Genomic DNA, 19,208 nt, shown 5'->3' with positions numbered 1-19,208 from the left:
CTCTTAAGCCTGCCACGGGTGAATAACAACGCCCTGTACCACGCGGTTGACCGTGCCGCTGGCGGATGGCGTATCGGGTGTATTGCCCACGCTGAGGGACTGGGACAGCGCAAATACCTGGGCGTACATCAGGAAGCAGAACGCCTGTTCCATATCAATAAACGGGCGTGAAGGCGGCAGCAGGATGTGCGGGCCCGCTTCAATCACCGGATCGTTTTCAGCGGCGATGGCGACAACGCGCAGGGCCTGGCGATCGCGACGCAATTCGGCCAGAAGATCCAGATCGTACTGACGCGTATACGGATGGCTGGAGATAAACACCACCACCAGCGTTTCGTTATCTACCAGCGACTTAGGCCCGTGACGGAACCCCGTTGGGGAATCGTAGAATGCCGCCAGCTTGCCCGCGGTCAGTTCCAGTACCTTCAGCGCCGATTCGCGCGCCGCCCCCTGCAGGCCACCGCTTCCCAGGTAGACGATCCGTTTCCAGGGCTCGTTACCAAATACGCCATGGCGGAAATCACCAAGTGAGGTGAGGATCGCCTGACAGCGATCGGCCACGTCGCGGAAGGTGTTGCTGTTGATCGTCTCTGGCGCGAATACGGCCAGGCAGCTTGCCATCATGGTGGTGATACTGCTGGTCATCGCGAAACCGCGATCGTGCGTTTCGGCAGGCATCAGCAGGGCACAGGCGTTATCACTGTCGATAGCGCTCTGATACAGGTTTCCCGCCTCGTTACAGGTGATCGACAGGTGGTAGCACTCCGGCACGAACTGATTGGCCAGCTCAACGGCGGCGACGCTCTCAGGGCTGTTACCGGAACGGGCAAAAGAGATCAGCAGCAGCGGATGTGCAGGGCTGAAGTAATCCATCGGGTTTGTGACCAGATCGGTTGTCGGAACGGCGCAGATGTTTTTCCCGGTGTGGCCCGCAAGCCATGGCGCAATGATATCGCCTATAAACGCGGACGTGCCCGCGCCGGTCAGTACGATCCGCAGATCGTGCTTACGCAGCAGTGGCGTCAGGAAACTGTCAATTGAGGAGCGCAAATTATCGATGTTGTGGAGCGAGCGGATCCAGCTGGCAGGCTGCTGGCGAATCTCTTCTTCGGTCCAGGTGCCGGTGGTGGCGGTGGGAGTGATCTGTGGCATAACTCAGTCCTTAGTCGTGTGAATTCCACATCAGACGCTGGCAAATGTGTCGCTATCTTTCGTTTCGTTTCACTTGTTCACTTAAGCAGTTAAATAAAATCTATAGAAAAGAAATCGAAAGTTCAATGAAAGAAAAGAAATAAAACGAAAAGTGTGATCGCGAAAGGAAAGGGTAAACTTAAGGAAAGGAAAAGAAAGGCCTTACGGTTTGGCGCCGTAAAGCCAAAAGGAGACACAATAAAAGGGCTAAAGGGGGAGAGCCTGGCCCTGAATCCAGATCTGCTGAAGGTGTAAACCGTCATCCAGCGCAATAATATTGGCGCGTTTCCTTGGCGCTAAGGAGCCAAGCTGATGATCAATGCCCAGCAGGCGGGCAGGATGCAGCGAAGCCATATGAATAGCCTCTTCTGCTGTCACACCCGCATGTTCCACCATATGCCTGACGGCGGCATCCAGCGACAGCGTGCTTCCCGCCAGCCCGCCGGAGGCGGTTTTCACTACGCCGTGGTGCATTGTGACCTCTTCGCCACAGAGCATATACCGCCCGTCCGGCATACCTGCCGCCTGCATGGCATCGGTAATCAGCACCACGCGGTCCTTCGCACAGCAGCTGCATATACGCATGGCGCCCGGATGAACATGATGACCGTCGGCAATAAGCTCCAGCCACGCCCGTTTGTCCGTCAGCCCGGCACCGACCATACCCGGCGCTCTGTGATGCAGCCCCGTCATACCGTTAAAGCAGTGCACCAGTCCGTCTGCACCGGCGTCAAAGGCGGCGAGGGTTTGCTCGTACGTGGCGCCACTGTGGCCCAGCATCACACGGATACCCCGCTGCTTCAGGTGGCGAATGGCCTGTAGCGCGCCGGGCTTTTCCGGTGCCAGTGCCACCACCTTCAGTGTGTTGTGCGATACCGCAATCAACGCGTCCAGCTCGGCGATATCCAGTTCACGAAACAGTGCAGGCGGATGCGCCCCTTTGTTCTGCGGCGTAAAGTACGGGCCCTCCAGATAGCTGCCCAGAATCTGCGCGCCAGGGCCGCCTGACTGACAGCGTCGGGCGATCCGCGTGAGTGCGCCGTGAATCGCCTCCAGCGGCGCGGTGACCGTTGTGGGCAAAAATGCCCCGACGCCTTCACGTGCTTTATGAAGAGCCAAAACGTTCAGCGCATCGGGGGCGTCATCCATCACATCCACGCCCATGCCACCATGAACGTGAATATCGATGTACGCCGGACAAAGCTGCCCGGCATCGCGGGCGTTAACCCCCGCCGGGACAGGTTCAATCGCCGTGATAACGCCGTTCTCGATACGAAGCTGGTGGTCATCCAGCCAGCCCTGTTCGGTCAGTACCCGCCGCGCGCGCAGTAGCTGACTCATATCCCTTCCTCAGCGGGCGCTTCCTCGCGACAGCGGCCAAGCTCATCTACCAGGCTCGTCAGACCGCGGTGACCACACTCCAGCGCCTGCCGACGAAACGCTTCGCTGCTCAGACCCTCACGTTCGAGCACCATCTCCAGCAGCAATTGCAGGTTGGTGCCGGTGATCACTTCGCTGCCCGGTCTTTTCATAGCGAGCGTAGAAGCAACGCGAAACGGCGTCCCGCCCAGCAGATCGGTAAGGAACACAATATCGTGCCGGGCATCGAGCTCGCTCACCGCCTGCTCAAGCTGCGCGGTCAGCCGCGCGGTGGTGGAGGTTTCCGGAAAATCGATGGCGATAAACTGCGGCTGCTCGCCGAGGATTTGCTTCATAGCCTGCTCAAGCCCGCTGGCAAATCCACCGTGACCCGTCAAAATAATGCCTAACATCGCAACCTCTTTGTTTTTACAGGAAGTGACAGAATTTACCGACAACACCCAGCACCACGGTGATACCAATCAGCCGCAGCGGGCTCCAGCCACGACGCACTAACCAGAACATGGTCAGGGTGTAGACCAGCGGCAGAAACGCAGGCATTAGCTTATCGATAACGTCAGCCTGCAGTTTAACGACCGCATCCCCGGCTTTGATTTCGAGTGTGGTATTGAGACGAACATAGGTTGCCACCAGCGCACCGATTACCGTCATCCCGACGATGGAAGCCGCATGGCCGACCTTTTTAGTATTGGCTTTGATCAACGGAATGGCTGCGACGCCCATCCGGTAAGCGTAATGCGCCAGGCCAAAACGCAGGCCGAGATGCACCACGTTAAACAGCACGATAAACACCACCGCACCCAGAATCGAACCTTGCAGCGCCAGGCTGGCACCAATACCGCCGCAGATAGGCAACAGGGTCAGCCAGAACATGGCGTCACCAATGCCGCCAAGCGGGGCACCGACGGCAATTTTGGTGCTCTGAATACTGTTTACATCCTGTTTGGAGCGTTCCATCGCCAGAATAATGCCAATAACAAAGGTCACCAGGAACGGGTGGGTATTAAAGAACCCCATGTGACCTTTCATGGCGCGTGCCAGATCGCGCTTGTTGGTATGGATCTTTTTCAACGCAGGCAGTAACCCATAAAGCCAGCCGGAGGCCTGCATACGTTCATAGTTGAATGAGGCCTGCAGCAGCATAGAACGCCAGGCGACGCGGTTGATGTCCTTTTTGGTCAGTTCGGCACCGATGCTCTGGTCTTCGTAGACGTTTTCATTGACGCCGGTCAGCAGCGTCTCTTCGCTTTCAGACACGCCCGGTAATGTTGTGTGATTAGATGCCATCTTCGAATTCCTCTTTCTGGGCTGCAGGTGCCACCGGTTCAGGTGATTTACGCATCAGGTCTATCAAAGCCATGGCCAGCGCGGCAGCGGCAATCGCCAGAACCGGAAGCTTGAGCCAGGCCGCAGCGACAAAACCGATAATGAAGTAGGGGATGTAGACGTTTTTCATCATGATTTTGAGCAGCACGGCAAAGCCAATGGCAGGCATGATGCCGCCCGCGACGCCAAGGCCATCAATCAGGCGCTCCGGCAGCACATCAATGGCGGTTTTCGCGTGCTCCGCACCAAAGTAAATGGGCAGAAATGCGCACAAGAAATAGAAGAGGCCAAGTGCCAGCAGAGCCAGATAGTTAACCCGTTCAATGCCGTTGGTATCTGCATTAGCCGCCATGCGATCGCAGCGGGACATCACGCCGGACATTACCGAGAAGAGGAAAGTAATTCCCATCTGTACCGCGACGGCAAACGGCACGGCGACCCCGACGGCGACATCCGGTTTCACGCCTGTGGTGATGGCAAACGTGGTCCCGACGATGGTGCCGATAATGACGTTTGGCGGCTGTGCGCCCGCGAGCGGTGCCAGACCCATCCAGACCAGCTCTAACGTCCCGCCGGTTAAAATCCCGGTGTGCAGATCGCCAAGGATCAGGCCAACCAGCGGCCCGAGTACGACCGGACGGTGCATGTGTGTTAAGCCATTAAACATATCCAGACCCGCGATAAAGGCGAGAAGCCCCAGCGCGAAAGCCTGCAACAGACTGATTTCCATTGTGAATCCCTCAAAGCAGTTTAAAGAGATCCAAAGCAGTCTCTGTTGGAACGCCCTGAACGAAGCATTCCACCCCGGCCGCTTTCAGGCCGTTGAAGGCGGCTATGTCGTCCGCGTCTACAGATACCGTTTTGGCAATTTGTTGTTTGCCACTGGCGTAGTGCATGTTTCCTACGTTGATACGGGTGATGGGCACGCCCCCCTCAACCAGCTTCAGAAAATCAGCGGGAGATTTACAGACCAGCAGAATTTTCTGGCGATCAGCGGCGCGATGAATGTTGTCGATCACTTTTTGCAATGACCAGAAACGCACGGCGATCCCCTCCGCGAGCACCATTTCCATCAGGTTCTGTTGAACCGGATCCTCTGCCACCTCGTCATTCGCGACCAGTACCAGGTTCGCCCCCGCGAACCCCACCCATTGCACGCCCACCTGACCGTGGATCAGACGTTCATCAATTCGGCATAAGACAATGTTTGGCATAGCTTTTTCCTCTTTTTAATTATGCATGCTGAGTCGTTACGCCTTCGCAGGCGGCGTGGTACTGCTGAAGTATGTCCTGAATGTGGTTGATGATGAGTTCTCGCGGCGTTGACTTGAGAGCCCCCTCGCGAACTTTGCTGTACTGCAACGGCAAATACTGGCTAATCAGCGGCAACGGTAGCGGTTCGTCCGCCAGGTTACGCACCAAACGTTCAAAGGCATCGTCAATCTGGCTGTCCGGCCAGTAGTAGCGTACGCGGTCAGAGTAGCTGTAGCCACGCGCCAGGCGGCGTGCGTTGCTGTCGCCATGGTAGTGGCTTTGCCAGTATTCCGGCCGATCGAGCATCACGTTTTCCAGCACGTGACGCAGGCCCGAGCTGGCTTTCGCTGGCAGCAGCTCTTCTTCTATGGCAGCCAGCGCAAAGAGTGCCTCACGCAGAGCGAAGGTAAGGGCCGGGCCGACTTTTAAAATGGCGAAGTGATCCTTTACCAGCTGGCGAAGCGCCTGTGGCGTCTGGTAGTCGGTAGAGTGCGCTTCAAAAACCAGCGTATCGTAGGCTTCAACCATGGTGCTCAGGGCATGGGCTTTTTGCGGCTGGTAGTCACAGACGTGCGCATGGTCGAACTCCACGCCAGGCTGAACCACCAGGCCAATAATGCGTGGCCAGATGTCACCTAACCCTTCCTTTTCGAACGCATGACGATGCGCCTCAAGCGTCGCGCGAGCCGCGTCCGGCGTGGTGACTTCAAGCTCGGTAAGCGTTTCGTGTGCGCCACCCGGCACAGGGACTTCAGTGCCAATGACATAGACCAGATCGGATTCACCAGACTGTTCACGGCAGGTCTGTTCGGCGACTTTCGCCAGACGTGCCGCGCGTTCGGCGACGATCGCGTCGGTCAAAGGAACCGGATCATCCTCGCAGGACATACTGCAGTCGAGGTGGATCTTTTTGAACCCGGCTGCGACATAGCTTTTGATAAGATCGTCAGCATTGGCCATCGCTTGCTGCGCGGGCAGGTGTTGCCAGCGGTTTGGCCCTAAGTGGTCGCCGCCGAGGATCAACTGTGACGCGGGGAAGCCAAGAGAGTCCGCCAGCTTGCGGACGAACCCGTAAAAGTCGGCGGGCGTCATGCCGGTGTAACCGCCAAACTGATCGACCTGGTTTGAGGTTGCTTCAATCAGCAGCGGCGTTTGTTGCGAATGGGCGTAACGAATTGCAGCTTCAAGTACTAATGGATGTGCGGAACAGACGGCATAAATCCCGTTTGAATTCCCCCGTTTATGTTGTTCCACCATATCAGTCAGATGTTTCACTTTCCTCTCCATTTCGGATGGTGATGGTATTCATCTTTCGTTTTGTTTCATTTTATACTGCATTATGGTGGTATAAAAATAAAACGAAAGATAATAGTTTTCCGATCTGTTTCACAAAAGAAACGCAATGAAAGGTTTCAGCGTCGGGAAGGGGAGGGTAAGAACGGTAGATGGGGCTTGCATTCCCCTAAAAGAAAGGCCTTAATAGGCAAAACGAAATGAAACGAAAGTTTATTTATAAAGGATCGCGTATGAGCAGCACTGATTCCTCCGCGGAAAAGCGCATCACCGGCACCAGTGAAAGGCGAGAGCAGATCATTCAGCGGTTGCGGGCGCAGGGAAGCGTACAGGTTAACGATCTTTCCCATTTATACGGCGTGTCGACGGTAACGATCCGCAACGATCTGGCTTTTCTGGAGAAGCAAGGTATCGCCGTTCGTGCCTATGGCGGCGCGTTGATTTGCGAAGGCAATGTGCCGGGCGTTGAACCCTCCGTTGAAGATAAAAGCTCGCTGAATACTGCCGTGAAGCGCAGCATCGCGAAAGTTGCCGCAGAACTGGTAAAGCCAGGGCATCGCATCATTCTGGATTCGGGTACCACAACGTTTGAAATTGCCCGAATGCTGCGCCAGCACACGGATGTGATTGCCATGACCAATGGCATGAACGTCGCGAACGCTTTGCTGGAAGCGGAAGGAGTGGAACTGCTGATGACAGGCGGGCATCTGCGCCGTCAGTCGCAATCCTTCTATGGCGACCAGGCGGAGCAGTCATTACAGAATTATCACTTCGATCTTTTGTTCCTGGGCGTTGACGCCATCGATCTCGATCGCGGCGTGAGCACGCACAACGAAGACGAGGCGCGCCTCAACCGCCGGATGTGCGAAGTGGCAGAGCGTATTATTGTCGTGACCGACTCCAGCAAATTTAACCGCTCGAGCCTGCATAAAATCATTGATACACAACGGATTGATATGATTATTGTCGACGAAGGCATTCCGGCGGAGAGCCTGGATGGGTTGCGTAAAAGCGGGATCGATGTGGTGCTGGTGAAAGGGTAGTTTCTCCCCTCACCCTAACCCTAACCCTCTCCCCTGTGGAGAGGGCAGGGTGAGGGGCTATCACGTCACCGGTGCCGGGTTAAACACCGCCAGCTGATTGTGCAGCCCCCACTGGTCCGAGAAGGTTTTCTTCCTGCCGCTCGCCACATCCAGAATAAAGTGGAACAGCTTCCAGCCTACCTCTTCTATGCTCTCTTCCCCGGTGGCGATGGTGCCTGCGTTAATGTCCATTAAGTCATACCAGCGGTTAGCCAGCTCAGTGCGGGTGGCCATTTTAATCACAGGCACCGCCATCAGGCCGTACGGCGTACCGCGTCCGGTGGTAAAGACCTGCACCGTAATGCCGGAAGCCACCTGCTGGGTGCCGCAAACAAAGTCACTGGCCGGGGTTGCCGCGTAGATCAAACCGCGTTTCGTTGGACGCTGGCCCGGCGAGAGGACTTCTGCAATGGCACTTTGACCGGATTTGGCGATAGAGCCGAGCGCTTTTTCCACCACGTTCGCCAGGCCCCCTTTTTTGTTCCCCGGAGAGGGGTTGGCGCTGCGGTCGGTTTTTCCCATATTGAGGTAGTTATCGTACCAGGCCATCTCTTCGAGCAGGCGTTTGCCCACCTCTTCGTTGATGGCGCGCGGCGTGAGCAGATGAATGGCATCTCGCACTTCTGTCACTTCAGAGAACATCACCGTGGCCCCGCAGCGAACAAACAGGTCGGAGGCATAACCCACCGCCGGGTTGGCGGTCACACCGGAAAACGCATCGCTGCCGCCACATTGTGTACCAATCACCAGCTCGGAAGCCGGGCAGGTCTCACGTTGACGCGTATTGAGTTTAGCCAGATGACGCTCTGCAACCTGAAGGATATCGTCAACCATCGAACGGAAACCAACGTGGTGTTCGTCCTGCAGACGTACAATGCTGGCCTCATCGGCCGGAATGGCTTTTACATCCTCGGTGCCCTGCAGCAGGCGCTCAGGCTGTAGCTTTTCACAACCCAGGCCTATCACCATCACTTCGCCACCAAAGTTCGGGTTCAGGGCGATATTGTGGATAGTTCGGATTGGCACCACGGCCGCAGGGGCATTGATCGCCACGCCGCAGCCGTAAAGGTGATTCAGCCCCACCACGCCATCAACGTTCGGGTACTTTGGCAGCAGATCGCGCTCAATGAGTTTCACCACGTAATCCACCACGCCTGCCACACAGTGAACGCTGGTGGTAATGCCGAGCAGATTCTTGGTTCCAACGCTGCCGTCTGCGTTGCGATAGCCTTCAAAGGTGTACCCTTCCAGCGGTGGCAGCGGCTCCGGGACGCGGGTTGCCAGCGGCAGGGTGTTCAACGGTGGGGCTTCTGGCAGCTCAACCAGAGACTCATCAATCCAGCTGCCTTGCGGAATGGCACGGACGGCATAGCCAATGACTTCACCATAACGCACGATTTCACCCTGGGCCGGGATATCCACCAGCGCCACTTTATGCCCCTGCGGAATATGTTCAATCAGCTCCAGGCCATCCGGGAAGCGGGTTCCGGCTTTTAAGCCATTGTCGTTCACAATAATTGCCACATTATCCGTGTCGTGAACTTTTATATAGAACGCCGTCGGCAACGCTTGTCGAATTTCAATGTCGGCCATTGTTCAATATTCTCCAGCAAAGAATCTGATAATAAATACAGCCAATTTTCTTATGGCAAAAATAAAAACGCAGCTTGCGAAAATAGAGCATGTCAGGAGACAGAGCGTGAGAATGTGATCGCGATCGCTCCCGAACCAGTAATGGCTGATTCTGTGCATCAGCGCCCAGTGGGTTGTGCATATGCTCAAAATATTATTGAAACAGAGCGTAACACTTGAGCATTAAAACAATGTGCTGCCGGAAAGTGAAGATTATACTGAATGACGATTTTATCACGCCGAAATAGAGAATAAATATAACGCTGGTAATAAATATACTGACCAGCGCTGCGGAATTAAAAAGGTAAATACGATGAATAACGCTATCTTCCCAAATAAATTTAAAGCGGCGCTTGCGGCGCACCAGATTCAAATTGGATGCTGGTCCGCACTGGCAAACCCAATCAGCACCGAAGTGCTGGGTCTGGCGGGGTTCGACTGGCTAGTGCTTGATGGCGAGCATGCGCCGAACGATATCAGCACCTTTATTCCGCAGCTGATGGCGCTCAAAGGCAGCCAGAGCGCGCCGGTGGTCCGCGTCCCCACGAACGAGCCGGTGATCATCAAGCGCCTGCTGGATATCGGCTTCTACAACTTCCTGATCCCGTTTGTCGAAACGCAGGAGGAGGCGGCACAGGCCGTGGCGTCAACACGCTATCCGCCGGAAGGGATCCGCGGTGTCTCCGTTTCGCATCGCGCCAACATGTTTGGCACCGTACCGGACTACTTTGCGCAGTCCAACAGCAACATCACCATTCTGGTACAGATTGAGAGTCAGCAGGGTGTCGATAACGTGGATGCCATCGCCGCCACCGAGGGCGTGGACGGTATTTTTGTCGGCCCAAGCGATCTGGCGGCCGCATTTGGGCACCTGGGCAATGCGGGTCACCCGGATGTGCAGCGCGCCATCCAGCACATCTTTGCCCGCGCCAAAGCGCACGGCAAACCGTGTGGCATTCTGGCGCCGGTTGAAGCAGACGCACGCCGCTATCTGGAGTGGGGCGCGACCTTCGTTGCCGTCGGCAGCGACCTCGGCGTATTCCGTTCTGCGACGCAGAAATTAGCGGACGCTTTTAAAAAATAACCATCTTGAGGAAAACAGATTATGACGCTGAAAGTGGGTTTTATTGGCCTCGGCATTATGGGCAAACCAATGAGTAAAAACCTCATCAAAGCAGGATACTCCCTGGTGGTTTCAGACCATAATTCGCAGGCCGTGGCCGAAGTGATGGCGGCTGGCGCAGAAACCGCCACCACAGCCAAAGCCATTGCCGAGCAGTGCGATGTCATTATCACCATGCTGCCAAACTCTCCCCATGTAAAAGAGGTCGCGCTGGGTGAGAACGGCATTATCGACGGCGCGAAGCCGGGCCTGGTGTTGATCGACATGAGCTCCATCGCACCGCTGGCCAGCCGGGAAATCAGCGAGGCGTTGAAAGCGAAAGGCGTCGAGATGCTCGATGCCCCGGTGAGCGGCGGTGAACCGAAAGCCATCGACGGTACGTTGTCGGTCATGGTCGGCGGCGATAAGGCGATTTTCGACAAATACTACGATCTGATGAAAGCGATGGCCGGTTCCGTGGTGCACACCGGGGAGATTGGCGCGGGTAACGTAACCAAGCTGGCAAACCAGGTGATTGTGGCGCTGAATATTGCCGCCATGTCGGAGGCGCTCACTCTGGCCACCAAAGCGGGCGTCAACCCGGATCTGGTTTACCAGGCGATCCGCGGTGGGCTGGCGGGTAGCACGGTGCTGGACGCTAAAGCGCCGATGGTGATGGATCGTAACTTCAAACCCGGTTTCCGTATCGACCTGCACATTAAAGATCTGGCTAACGCGCTGGACACTTCTCACGGCGTAGGGGCCCAACTGCCGCTGACCGCCGCCGTCATGGAGATGATGCAGGCGCTACGTGCCGATGGTCTGGGCACCGCTGACCACAGTGCCATTGCGTGCTACTACGAAAAACTGGCGAAGGTGGAAGTCTCCCGCTAATTTCGGCTTCCCTACAACCAAGGGTGACAGCGGCGTGCAAACCCACTATACTGCGCGCCGAAGCTGACCAGACAGTCGCCGCTTCGTCGTCGTCCACCTTCGGGTGGAGACGGGCGGAGGGGAGGAAAGTCCGGGCTCCATAGGGCAGGGTGCCAGGTAACGCCTGGGGGGGAAACCCACGACCAGTGCAACAGAGAGCAAACCGCCGATGGCCCACGCAAGTGGGATCAGGTAAGGGTGAAAGGGTGCGGTAAGAGCGCACCGCGCGGCTGGTAACAGTCCGTGGCACGGTAAACTCCACCCGGAGCAAGGCCAAATAGGGGTTCACATGGTACGGCCCGTACTGAACCCGGGTAGGCTGCTTGAGCCAGTGAGCGATTGCTGGCCTAGATGAATGACTGTCCACGACAGAACCCGGCTTATCGGTCAGCTTCAACTTATTAGAAAACCCCGCTTCGGCGGGGTTTTTGCTTAATGAGGTATGTACGCAGCGCCACCCGGCAACCCCCCAAACGACACCAATTCTCATATTTGCGACATTAAGCACATTTCACTGTTTTAACCATTCATTTCCGCTCTGCTGTCTAATCCCGATCGTTATCACAAAATTTACCGCTAAAAAATCCTGAATTCTGAGTGTGATTAATTTGTTATGAATGTTAACTGGATGATCCAGAATGTTTTCTTATTTGATATGTATATTTTGAAATTAAAAACATTCACCCTAAGAATGTGTGACGTATTCCACTCTTTCCCGAATCTCTGTCAAATTACGCCCGTAAATTTCAAAAAACTGAAAGAATGTTTCACATGAATAATGGTTATTTATTGTTCTTTAATTGCCTGAAAGATAGTCTTTATTGATTTTTTAAACGCAGAAAAATTTATCCGGGTTATCGCCATAAAATAAATTTATTACCGCCATTTTTGTTGATCAATATCAGCGTGATAGCGTATTTTATTGGTTGTATTTTATTGATTTAAAAGGTTTTTAATGGGGTTGGATAGTTCCTGGTAAGGGTACGAAAAGGCAAATTGTGAGTAACAGCACATACCCCCTGAAACAATATTGAGTAGAATCCACCCCGTCATAGGGAAATAAGCGCAGAATATTATGAACACTATTATTCTACCGAAAACACAGCACCTCGTGGTATTTCAGGAAGTCATTAAAAGTGGCTCCATAGGTTCTGCAGCAAGACAACTGGGTCTGACGCAACCCGCCGTCAGCAAAATTATCAGTGACATCGAATCTTACTTCGGTGTGGAAGTGATGGTGCGTAAAAACACGGGCGTAAAACTGACGGCGGCGGGCCAGGTTCTGCTCTCGTACTCAGAGTCGATCACCCGTGAGATGAAAAACATGGTGAGCGAGATTAACAGCCTCAGTTTCAGCACCGTCATGGACGTCTCGTTTGGTTATCCCTCGCTGATTGGCTTCAAGTTCCTCTCTGAAATGATCAAAAAATTCAAGGAAGTGTTCCCGAAAGCGCGGGTCTCCATGTATGAAGCACAGCTCTCTTCTTTCCTTCCGGCCATTCGTGACGGGCGGCTGGACTTTGCCATCGGCACGCTGAGTGATGAAATGCTGCTGCAGGATCTGCATGTCGAGCCGCTGTTCGAGTCTGAATTTGTGCTGGTGGCCAGCAAATTACGAACGTGCACCGCCCCGACGACACTGGCATCGCTCACCCATGAGCAGTGGGTGATGCCGCAAACCGACATGGGCTACTACAAAGAACTTCTGACCACCCTGCAAGACAACCACATCAGTATTGAAAACATCGTACAGACCGATTCCGTCGTCACCATTTATAACCTTGTCCTCAATGCCGACTACCTGACGGTGATCCCCCGCGACATGATTGCGCCGTTCGGTTCAGACCAGTTTATTGTACTGCCAGTGGAAGATGAATTACCGGTGGCACGCTATGCCGCCGTGTGGTCAAAAAATTACAGAATTAAAAAATCAGCGTCAGTGTTAGTTGAGCTGGCGAAACAATATGCGTCACTGACCAGTGAACGACGACGATGAATAATTAATTTCCAAATAAGTACTACTCATTTTTGAAAAACACCCCAGAGCTTATTTTAGCTGTGCTCTGATACCCTGACTTTGCCCGAAAATAATGAATTATTATAACGAGGATATTATGCATATTACCTACGATCTCCCGGTAACCATTGAAGATATTCAGGACGCCAGAAAACGACTGGCAGGAAAGATATATAAAACCGGCATGCCGCGCTCGAATTATCTCAGCGAACGCTGTAAGGGTGAAATCTTTCTGAAGTTTGAAAATATGCAGCGTACCGGCTCCTTTAAAATTCGCGGCGCGTTTAATAAATTAAGCTCGCTGACCGATGCTGAAAGACGTAAAGGGGTTGTGGCCTGCTCTGCGGGAAACCATGCGCAGGGCGTCTCCCTTTCCTGTGCCATGCTCGGCATCGACGGCAAAGTGGTGATGCCGATGGGCGCGCCAAAATCCAAAGTTGCCGCCACGCGTGACTACTCGGCGGAAGTGGTGCTGCACGGCGAGAACTTCAACGACACGATCGCCAAAGTGAGCGAAATCGTCGAGATGGAAGGGCGTATTTTTATCCCGCCTTACGATGACCCGAAAGTGATCGCCGGCCAGGGCACGATCGGCCTCGAAATTCTCGAAGATTTATACGATGTGGATAACGTCATTGTGCCCATCGGCGGTGGCGGGTTAATTGCTGGCATCGCAACGGCAATAAAATCGATTAACCCGACCATTAATATTATCGGCGTACAGTCTGAAAACGTTCACGCCATGGCGGCGTCGTATCAGGCAGGTGAAATTATTAACCATCGGGTTACCGGCACATTAGCAGACGGCTGCGACGTTTCTCGTCCGGGTAAATTAACCTTCGAAATTGTTCGTGAATTAGTCGACGACATTGTGCTGGTCAGCGAAGACGATATTCGTAACAGCATGATTGCGTTAATTCAGCGAAACAAAGTGGTGACCGAAGGGGCGGGGGCGCTGGCCTGCGCGGCGTTATTGAGCGGCAAGCTCGACCATTATATTCAGGGACGCAAAACCGTCTGCATTATTTCCGGCGGCAATATCGATCTCTCTCGTGTTTCCCAAATTACCGGCTTCGTTGACGCATAAGGATGACCTATGAGCAACACTGAAAGCATTATCGTTGGCCAGACAAAAACGTCCTCCTGGCGTAAGTCAGACACCACCTGGACGCTGGGATTGTTTGGTACCGCCATTGGCGCAGGCGTGCTGTTCTTCCCTATTCGTGCAGGTTTCGGCGGCTTGATCCCTATCCTGCTGATGCTGCTTCTCGCGTTCCCGATTGCGTTCTACTGCCACCGCGCGCTGGCGCGTCTGTGCCTGTCCGGTAGCAACGTTTCCGGCAATATCACCGAAACGGTGGAGGAGCATTTTGGTAAAACAGGCGGAGTGGTCATCACGTTCCTCTACTTCTTCGCCATTTGCCCGCTGCTGTGGATTTACGGCGTCACTATTACCAACACCTTTATGACCTTCTGGGAAAACCAGCTCCAGATGCCGGCGCTAAACCGCGGCGTAGTGGCGCTGTTCCTGCTGCTGCTGATGGCCTTTGTGATCTGGTTCGGTAAAGACCTGATGGTGAAGGTCATGAGTTATCTGGTGTTCCCGTTTATCGCCAGTCTGGTGCTGATTTCCCTGTCGCTGATCCCTTACTGGAACTCGGCAGTGATCGACCAGGTCAACCTGAGCGATATCGCCTTCACCGGCCATGACGGCATACTGGTGACGGTGTGGCTGGGGATCTCCATCATGGTCTTCTCCTTTAACTTCTCGCCGATTGTCTCCTCGTTTGTGGTCTCCAAGCGCGAAGAGTACGAACCGGAATTCGGTAAAGACTTCACCGAGCAGAAATGTTCCAGAATCATCGGCCGCGCCAGCCTGCTAATGGTCGCCGTGGTGATGTTCTTCGCCTTTAGCTGCCTGTTTACGCTCTCTCCGCAGAACATGGCTGATGCCAAAGCGCAGAACATTCCGGTGCTCTCTTATCTGGCGAACCATTTTGCGTCGATGTCAGGCACCAAATCGACGTTTGCGACGGTGCTGGAATACGGCGCCTCTATCATCGCGCTGGTCGCAATCTTCAAATCTTTCTTCGGCCACTATCTGGGCACGCTGGAAGGGCTGAACGGCCTGATCCTGAAGTTCGGGTATAAGGGCGATAAGAAGAAGGTCTCGGTGGGCAAACTGAACACCATCAGCATGGTCTTCATCATGGGCTCCACCTGGGTTGTCGCGTATGCCAACCCGAACATTCTGGACCTTATTGAGGCCATGGGAGCACCCATCATCGCTTCTCTGCTGTGCCTGCTGCCGATGTATGCCATCCGCAAAGCCCCGGCAATGGCGAAGTATAAGGGCAGACCCGAGAACATCTTCGTCACCGTTGTCGGCCTGCTGACCATTCTGAACATCGTTTACAAACTGTTCTAAATCAATGCTCAGGAAGAGCGGAGTCACACCATGATTGAGTTTCCGGTTGTACTGGTTATTAACTGCGGTTCGTCCTCTGTTAAGTTTTCAGTGCTCGATGCCAGCAGCTGCGATGCCCTGATGACGGGCATTGCCGACGGTATCAACACTGAAAAAGCCTTTATTTCCGTGAACGGGGGTGAGCCAGCCACACTGGCTCACCATGACTACGAAGGGGCGCTGGCTGCCATCGCCCTGGAGCTGGAGAAGCGTGACCTGATGAGCAGCGTGGCCTTAATTGGCCACCGCATAGCCCACGGCGGTGAACGCTTCAGCGAGTCGACCCTTATCACGGAGCAGGTTATCAACGAGATCCGCCAGGTTTCTTCTCTGGCACCACTGCACAACTACGCCAACTTAAGCGGTGTAGAAGCGGCGGAACGCCTGTTCCCTAACGTTCAGCAGGTGGCGGTGTTTGACACCAGTTTCCATCAGACGCTGCCGCCGCAGGCGTATCTTTACGGGTTGCCGTACCGCTATTTTGAGGAGCTGGGCGTGCGGCGCTACGGTTTTCACGGCACTTCCCACCGCTACGTTGCCGGGCAGGCGCATGCGCTTCTCGGACTTTCACCGGACGACAGCGGGTTAGTGATTGCCCACCTGGGTAATGGCGCGTCGATTTGCGCGGTTCGTAACGGCAAAAGCGTCGATACCTCGATGGGGATGACGCCGCTGGAAGGGCTGATGATGGGCACGCGCTGTGGCGACGTGGATTTTGGCGCGATGGCGTGGATTGCCCAGCAAACCGGCCAGTCGTTCGAGGATCTGGAGCGTGTGGTTAACAAAGAATCTGGCTTGCTGGGGATCTCCGGGATTTCCGCCGATCTCAGGACGCTGGAAAAAGCCTGGCGCGAGGCAAACCCGCGGGCGCAGCTGGCGATAAACACCTTTGTGCACCGCATTGCACGGCATATCGCCGGCCACGCGGCGTCGCTGCATCGCCTGGACGGGGTGGTGTTTACCGGAGGGATTGGCGAGAACTCTACGCTCATCCGCAGGCTGGTAGCAGAACATCTCAAGGTCTTTGGCCTCATCCTCGACGAGACCCGCAACGGCCTGCCTGGCAGCGCGGGTGAACGCATCATCAGCGCCGATACGTCCCGCGTGGCGTGTGCGGTGATCCCTACCAATGAAGAAAAAATGATCGCGCTGGACGCCCTCCGTCTTGGGAAGGTTACCCCGGCTGCGGCTTACGCCTGACAGAGCGAGAATCTCATGAAAGTAACGATTGATACGCGCGTTGCGCCCTACAGCGACGCATGGGCCGGGTTTCGCGGTGAAGAATGGAAAGACGCCGTTAACGTGCGCGATTTTATTCAGCATAACTACACCCCTTATGAAGGCGACGAAACTTTCCTCGCGCAGGCGACGCCAGCAACGACGGCGCTGTGGCAAAAGGTGATGGTGGGGATTCGCCAGGAAAATGCCACCCACGCCCCGGTGGATTTCGATACCAACATCGCCACCACCATTACCGCTCACGGACCGGGCTATATCGACCGGGAGCTGGAGACCATCGTCGGCCTGCAAACCGATAAGCCGCTCAAGCGCGCCCTTCATCCGTATGGTGGGATCAACATGATCCGCAGCTCGTTTGAAGCCTACGGTCGCGAGATGGATCCGCAGTTCGAATACCTGTTTACCGACCTGCGTAAAACCCATAACCAGGGCGTGTTTGACGTCTACTCACCGGAGATGATGCGTTGCCGTAAATCGGGCGTACTGACCGGGCTGCCGGACGGCTACGGACGCGGGCGCATCATCGGCGACTACCGCCGCGTGGCGCTGTACGGCATCAGCTATCTGGTGCGTGAGCGTGAACTGCAGTTCGCGGATCTGCAGCCGAGACTGGAACGCGGCGAGGATCTGGAGGCGACGATCCGCCTGCGCGAAGAGCTGGCGGAGCATAAGCGTGCGCTGCTGCAGATCCAGCAGATGGCGGCGAACTACGGCTTTGATATCTCGCGTCCGGCGATGAATGCGCAGGAAGCGGTGCAGTGGCTGTACTTTGCCTACCTGGCAGCGGTGAAATCCCAGAACGGTGGGGCGATGTCGCTGGGGCGTACCGCGTCATTCCTCGATATCTACATTGAGCGCGACATGCAGGCCGGGCGGCTGAATGAAGTTCAGGCACAGGAGCTGATCGACCACTTCATCATGAAGATCCGCATGGTGCGTTTCCTGCGTACGCCGGAGTTCGACACGCTCTTCTCTGGCGATCCGATCTGGGCGACGGAGGTTATTGGCGGAATGGGGCTGGACGGCCGCACGCTGGTGACCAAAAACAGCTTCCGCTACCTGCACACGCTGCACACCATGGGGCCTGCGCCAGAGCCAAACCTGACGATCCTGTGGTCTGAACAACTGCCGATCGCGTTCAAGAAATACGCCGCGCAGGTCTCGATTGTCACCTCGTCGCTGCAGTATGAGAACGACGATCTGATGCGTGCCGACTTCAACAGCGACGACTACGCCATTGCCTGCTGCGTCAGCCCGATGGTGATCGGCAAGCAGATGCAGTTCTTTGGTGCCCGCGCCAACCTGGCGAAAACGTTGCTGTATGCGATCAACGGCGGGGTGGATGAGAAGCTGAAGATCCAGGTCGGGCCGAAAACCGCGCCGCTGCTGGACGAGGTGCTGGATTACGACACCGTGATGGCGAGCCTGGATCACTTTATGGACTGGCTGGCGGTGCAGTACATCAGCGCGCTGAATCTCATTCACTACATGCATGATAAGTACAGCTACGAAGCCTCGCTGATGGCGCTGCACGATCGGGACGTCTACCGCACCATGGCCTGCGGTATCGCCGGACTGTCGGTGGCCGCCGATTCCCTGTCGGCCATTAAATATGCGACGGTGAAACCGGTGCGCGACCATACCGGTCTGGCGGTCGATTTTGTCATTGAAGGGGATTATCCGCAGTACGGTAACAACGACGATCGCGTGGACAGCATCGCCTGTGACCTGGTGGAGCGCTTTATGAAGAAAATTCAGGCGTTACCAACCTATCGTAACGCGGTGCCGACCCAGTCGATCCTGACCATCACCTCGAACGTGGTGTACGGCCAGAAGACCGGCAACACGCCAGACGGACGCCGGGGCGGCACGCCGTTTGCGCCGGGTGCCAACCCAATGCACGGACGTGACAGAAAAGGGGCAGTGGCGTCGTTAACCTCGGTTGCCAAGTTGCCGTTCACCTACGCCAAGGATGGGATCTCTTACACCTTCTCCATCGTGCCGCAGGCGCTGGGCAAGGACGAGCTGGTACGCAAAACCAACCTTGTGGGGCTGCTGGACGGGTACTTCCACCACGAAACAGCCATCGAGGGCGGGCAGCATCTGAACGTCAACGTCATGAACCGGGAAATGCTGCTGGATGCCATTGAACACCCGGAAAATTACCCGAACCTGACGATCCGCGTTTCGGGGTATGCGGTGCGGTTTAATGCCCTGACGCGCGAGCAGCAGCAGGATGTGATTTCAAGGACGTTTACGCAGGTGATGTAATCCAGGCTAAGGCTGGGCCTC

16 protein-coding genes and 1 other RNA gene are annotated in these 19,208 nt (G+C 55.3%); 9 read left to right on the top strand and 8 right to left on the bottom strand.

From position 1 onward, the window contains the following. Positions 1–3 precede the first annotated feature (3 nt). The 7 genes from ECL_RS22560 to kbaZ form a co-directional block, all read right to left on the bottom strand. Entirely contained in the window at positions 4–1,152 is a 1,149-nt protein-coding gene (locus ECL_RS22560; protein WP_013098893.1) for an SIS domain-containing protein, read from the bottom strand. 246 nt (positions 1,153–1,398) lie between these two features. Then, positions 1,399–2,532, bottom strand: a complete 1,134-nt coding sequence (nagA, locus tag ECL_RS22555) for an N-acetylglucosamine-6-phosphate deacetylase (RefSeq protein ID WP_013098892.1) — start codon at positions 2,530–2,532, stop codon at positions 1,399–1,401. Then, positions 2,529–2,963 carry a PTS galactosamine/N-acetylgalactosamine transporter subunit IIA gene (agaF, locus tag ECL_RS22550; protein WP_013098891.1) on the bottom strand — a complete coding sequence of 145 codons (435 nt, stop codon included), beginning with the start codon at positions 2,961–2,963 and terminating at the stop codon, positions 2,529–2,531. The genes nagA and agaF overlap by 4 nt, the downstream gene beginning before the upstream one ends. Positions 2,964–2,979: 16 nt before the next feature. Continuing rightward, positions 2,980–3,858 carry a PTS N-acetylgalactosamine transporter subunit IID gene (gene agaE / locus ECL_RS22545; protein ID WP_013098890.1) on the bottom strand — a complete coding sequence of 293 codons (879 nt, stop codon included), beginning with the start codon at positions 3,856–3,858 and terminating at the stop codon, positions 2,980–2,982. After that, on the bottom strand, positions 3,848–4,627 hold the full coding sequence (gene agaW, locus ECL_RS22540) for a PTS N-acetylgalactosamine transporter subunit IIC (protein ID WP_013098889.1): 780 nt from the start codon (positions 4,625–4,627) through the stop codon (positions 3,848–3,850). Before agaW ends, agaE begins: the two co-directional genes overlap by 11 nt. A gap of 10 nt (positions 4,628–4,637) precedes the next feature. Next, positions 4,638–5,111 (bottom strand): PTS N-acetylgalactosamine transporter subunit IIB, encoded by a 474-nt coding sequence (gene agaV / locus ECL_RS22535; protein ID WP_013098888.1) that lies wholly within the window; start codon positions 5,109–5,111, stop codon positions 4,638–4,640. 19 nt (positions 5,112–5,130) lie between these two features. After that, positions 5,131–6,438 (bottom strand): tagatose-bisphosphate aldolase subunit KbaZ, encoded by a 1,308-nt coding sequence (gene kbaZ, locus ECL_RS22530; RefSeq protein WP_013098887.1) that lies wholly within the window; start codon positions 6,436–6,438, stop codon positions 5,131–5,133. A gap of 239 nt (positions 6,439–6,677) precedes the next feature. Between kbaZ and ECL_RS22525 the strand changes: the two genes are divergently transcribed. Then, positions 6,678–7,487 carry a DeoR family transcriptional regulator gene (locus tag ECL_RS22525; protein ID WP_013098886.1) on the top strand — a complete coding sequence of 270 codons (810 nt, stop codon included), beginning with the start codon at positions 6,678–6,680 and terminating at the stop codon, positions 7,485–7,487. A gap of 60 nt (positions 7,488–7,547) precedes the next feature. Here ECL_RS22525 and garD read toward each other — a convergent pair whose 3' ends face one another. After that, on the bottom strand, positions 7,548–9,119 hold the full coding sequence (garD, locus tag ECL_RS22520; RefSeq protein WP_013098885.1) for a galactarate dehydratase: 1,572 nt from the start codon (positions 9,117–9,119) through the stop codon (positions 7,548–7,550). A gap of 352 nt (positions 9,120–9,471) precedes the next feature. Here garD and garL point away from each other — a divergent pair, with 352 nt between their 5' ends. From garL to pflB, 8 genes are all read left to right on the top strand, one after another. Beyond that, positions 9,472–10,242: a 2-dehydro-3-deoxyglucarate aldolase gene (garL, locus tag ECL_RS22515; protein WP_013098883.1), complete on the top strand. Its 771-nt coding sequence runs from the start codon at positions 9,472–9,474 to the stop codon at positions 10,240–10,242. A gap of 21 nt (positions 10,243–10,263) precedes the next feature. Continuing rightward, entirely contained in the window at positions 10,264–11,154 is an 891-nt protein-coding gene (gene garR, locus ECL_RS22510; RefSeq protein ID WP_013098882.1) for a 2-hydroxy-3-oxopropionate reductase, read from the top strand. A 59-nt stretch (positions 11,155–11,213) separates the two neighbouring features. Then, positions 11,214–11,592: RNase P RNA component class A (gene rnpB, locus ECL_RS22505), an RNA gene on the top strand. Between the two features lie 676 nt (positions 11,593–12,268). Further along, entirely contained in the window at positions 12,269–13,189 is a 921-nt protein-coding gene (tdcA, locus tag ECL_RS22500) for a transcriptional regulator TdcA (RefSeq protein ID WP_013098880.1), read from the top strand. 118 nt (positions 13,190–13,307) lie between these two features. Beyond that, the gene (gene tdcB, locus ECL_RS22495) at positions 13,308–14,297 is read left to right on the top strand and encodes a bifunctional threonine ammonia-lyase/L-serine ammonia-lyase TdcB (RefSeq protein ID WP_013098879.1); all 990 of its coding nucleotides are present in this window, start codon (positions 13,308–13,310) and stop codon (positions 14,295–14,297) included. 9 nt (positions 14,298–14,306) lie between these two features. Further along, entirely contained in the window at positions 14,307–15,638 is a 1,332-nt protein-coding gene (gene tdcC, locus ECL_RS22490; RefSeq protein WP_013098878.1) for a threonine/serine transporter TdcC, read from the top strand. A 30-nt stretch (positions 15,639–15,668) separates the two neighbouring features. Then, positions 15,669–16,877: a propionate kinase gene (tdcD, locus tag ECL_RS22485; protein ID WP_013098877.1), complete on the top strand. Its 1,209-nt coding sequence runs from the start codon at positions 15,669–15,671 to the stop codon at positions 16,875–16,877. Positions 16,878–16,892: 15 nt separating this feature from the next. Then, a complete protein-coding gene (gene pflB, locus ECL_RS22480; protein WP_013098876.1) occupies positions 16,893–19,187 on the top strand; it encodes a formate C-acetyltransferase in 2,295 nt (764 codons plus the stop codon). The last annotated feature ends 21 nt before the right edge of the window (positions 19,188–19,208 follow it).

The sequence above is a fragment of the Enterobacter cloacae subsp. cloacae ATCC 13047 genome (genome assembly GCF_000025565.1).
Classification (GTDB): Bacteria; Pseudomonadota; Gammaproteobacteria; order Enterobacterales; family Enterobacteriaceae; genus Enterobacter; species Enterobacter cloacae.
The sequence above is the reverse complement of the archived record's forward strand: the minus strand, read 5'-3'. Positions and strand labels throughout refer to the sequence as shown.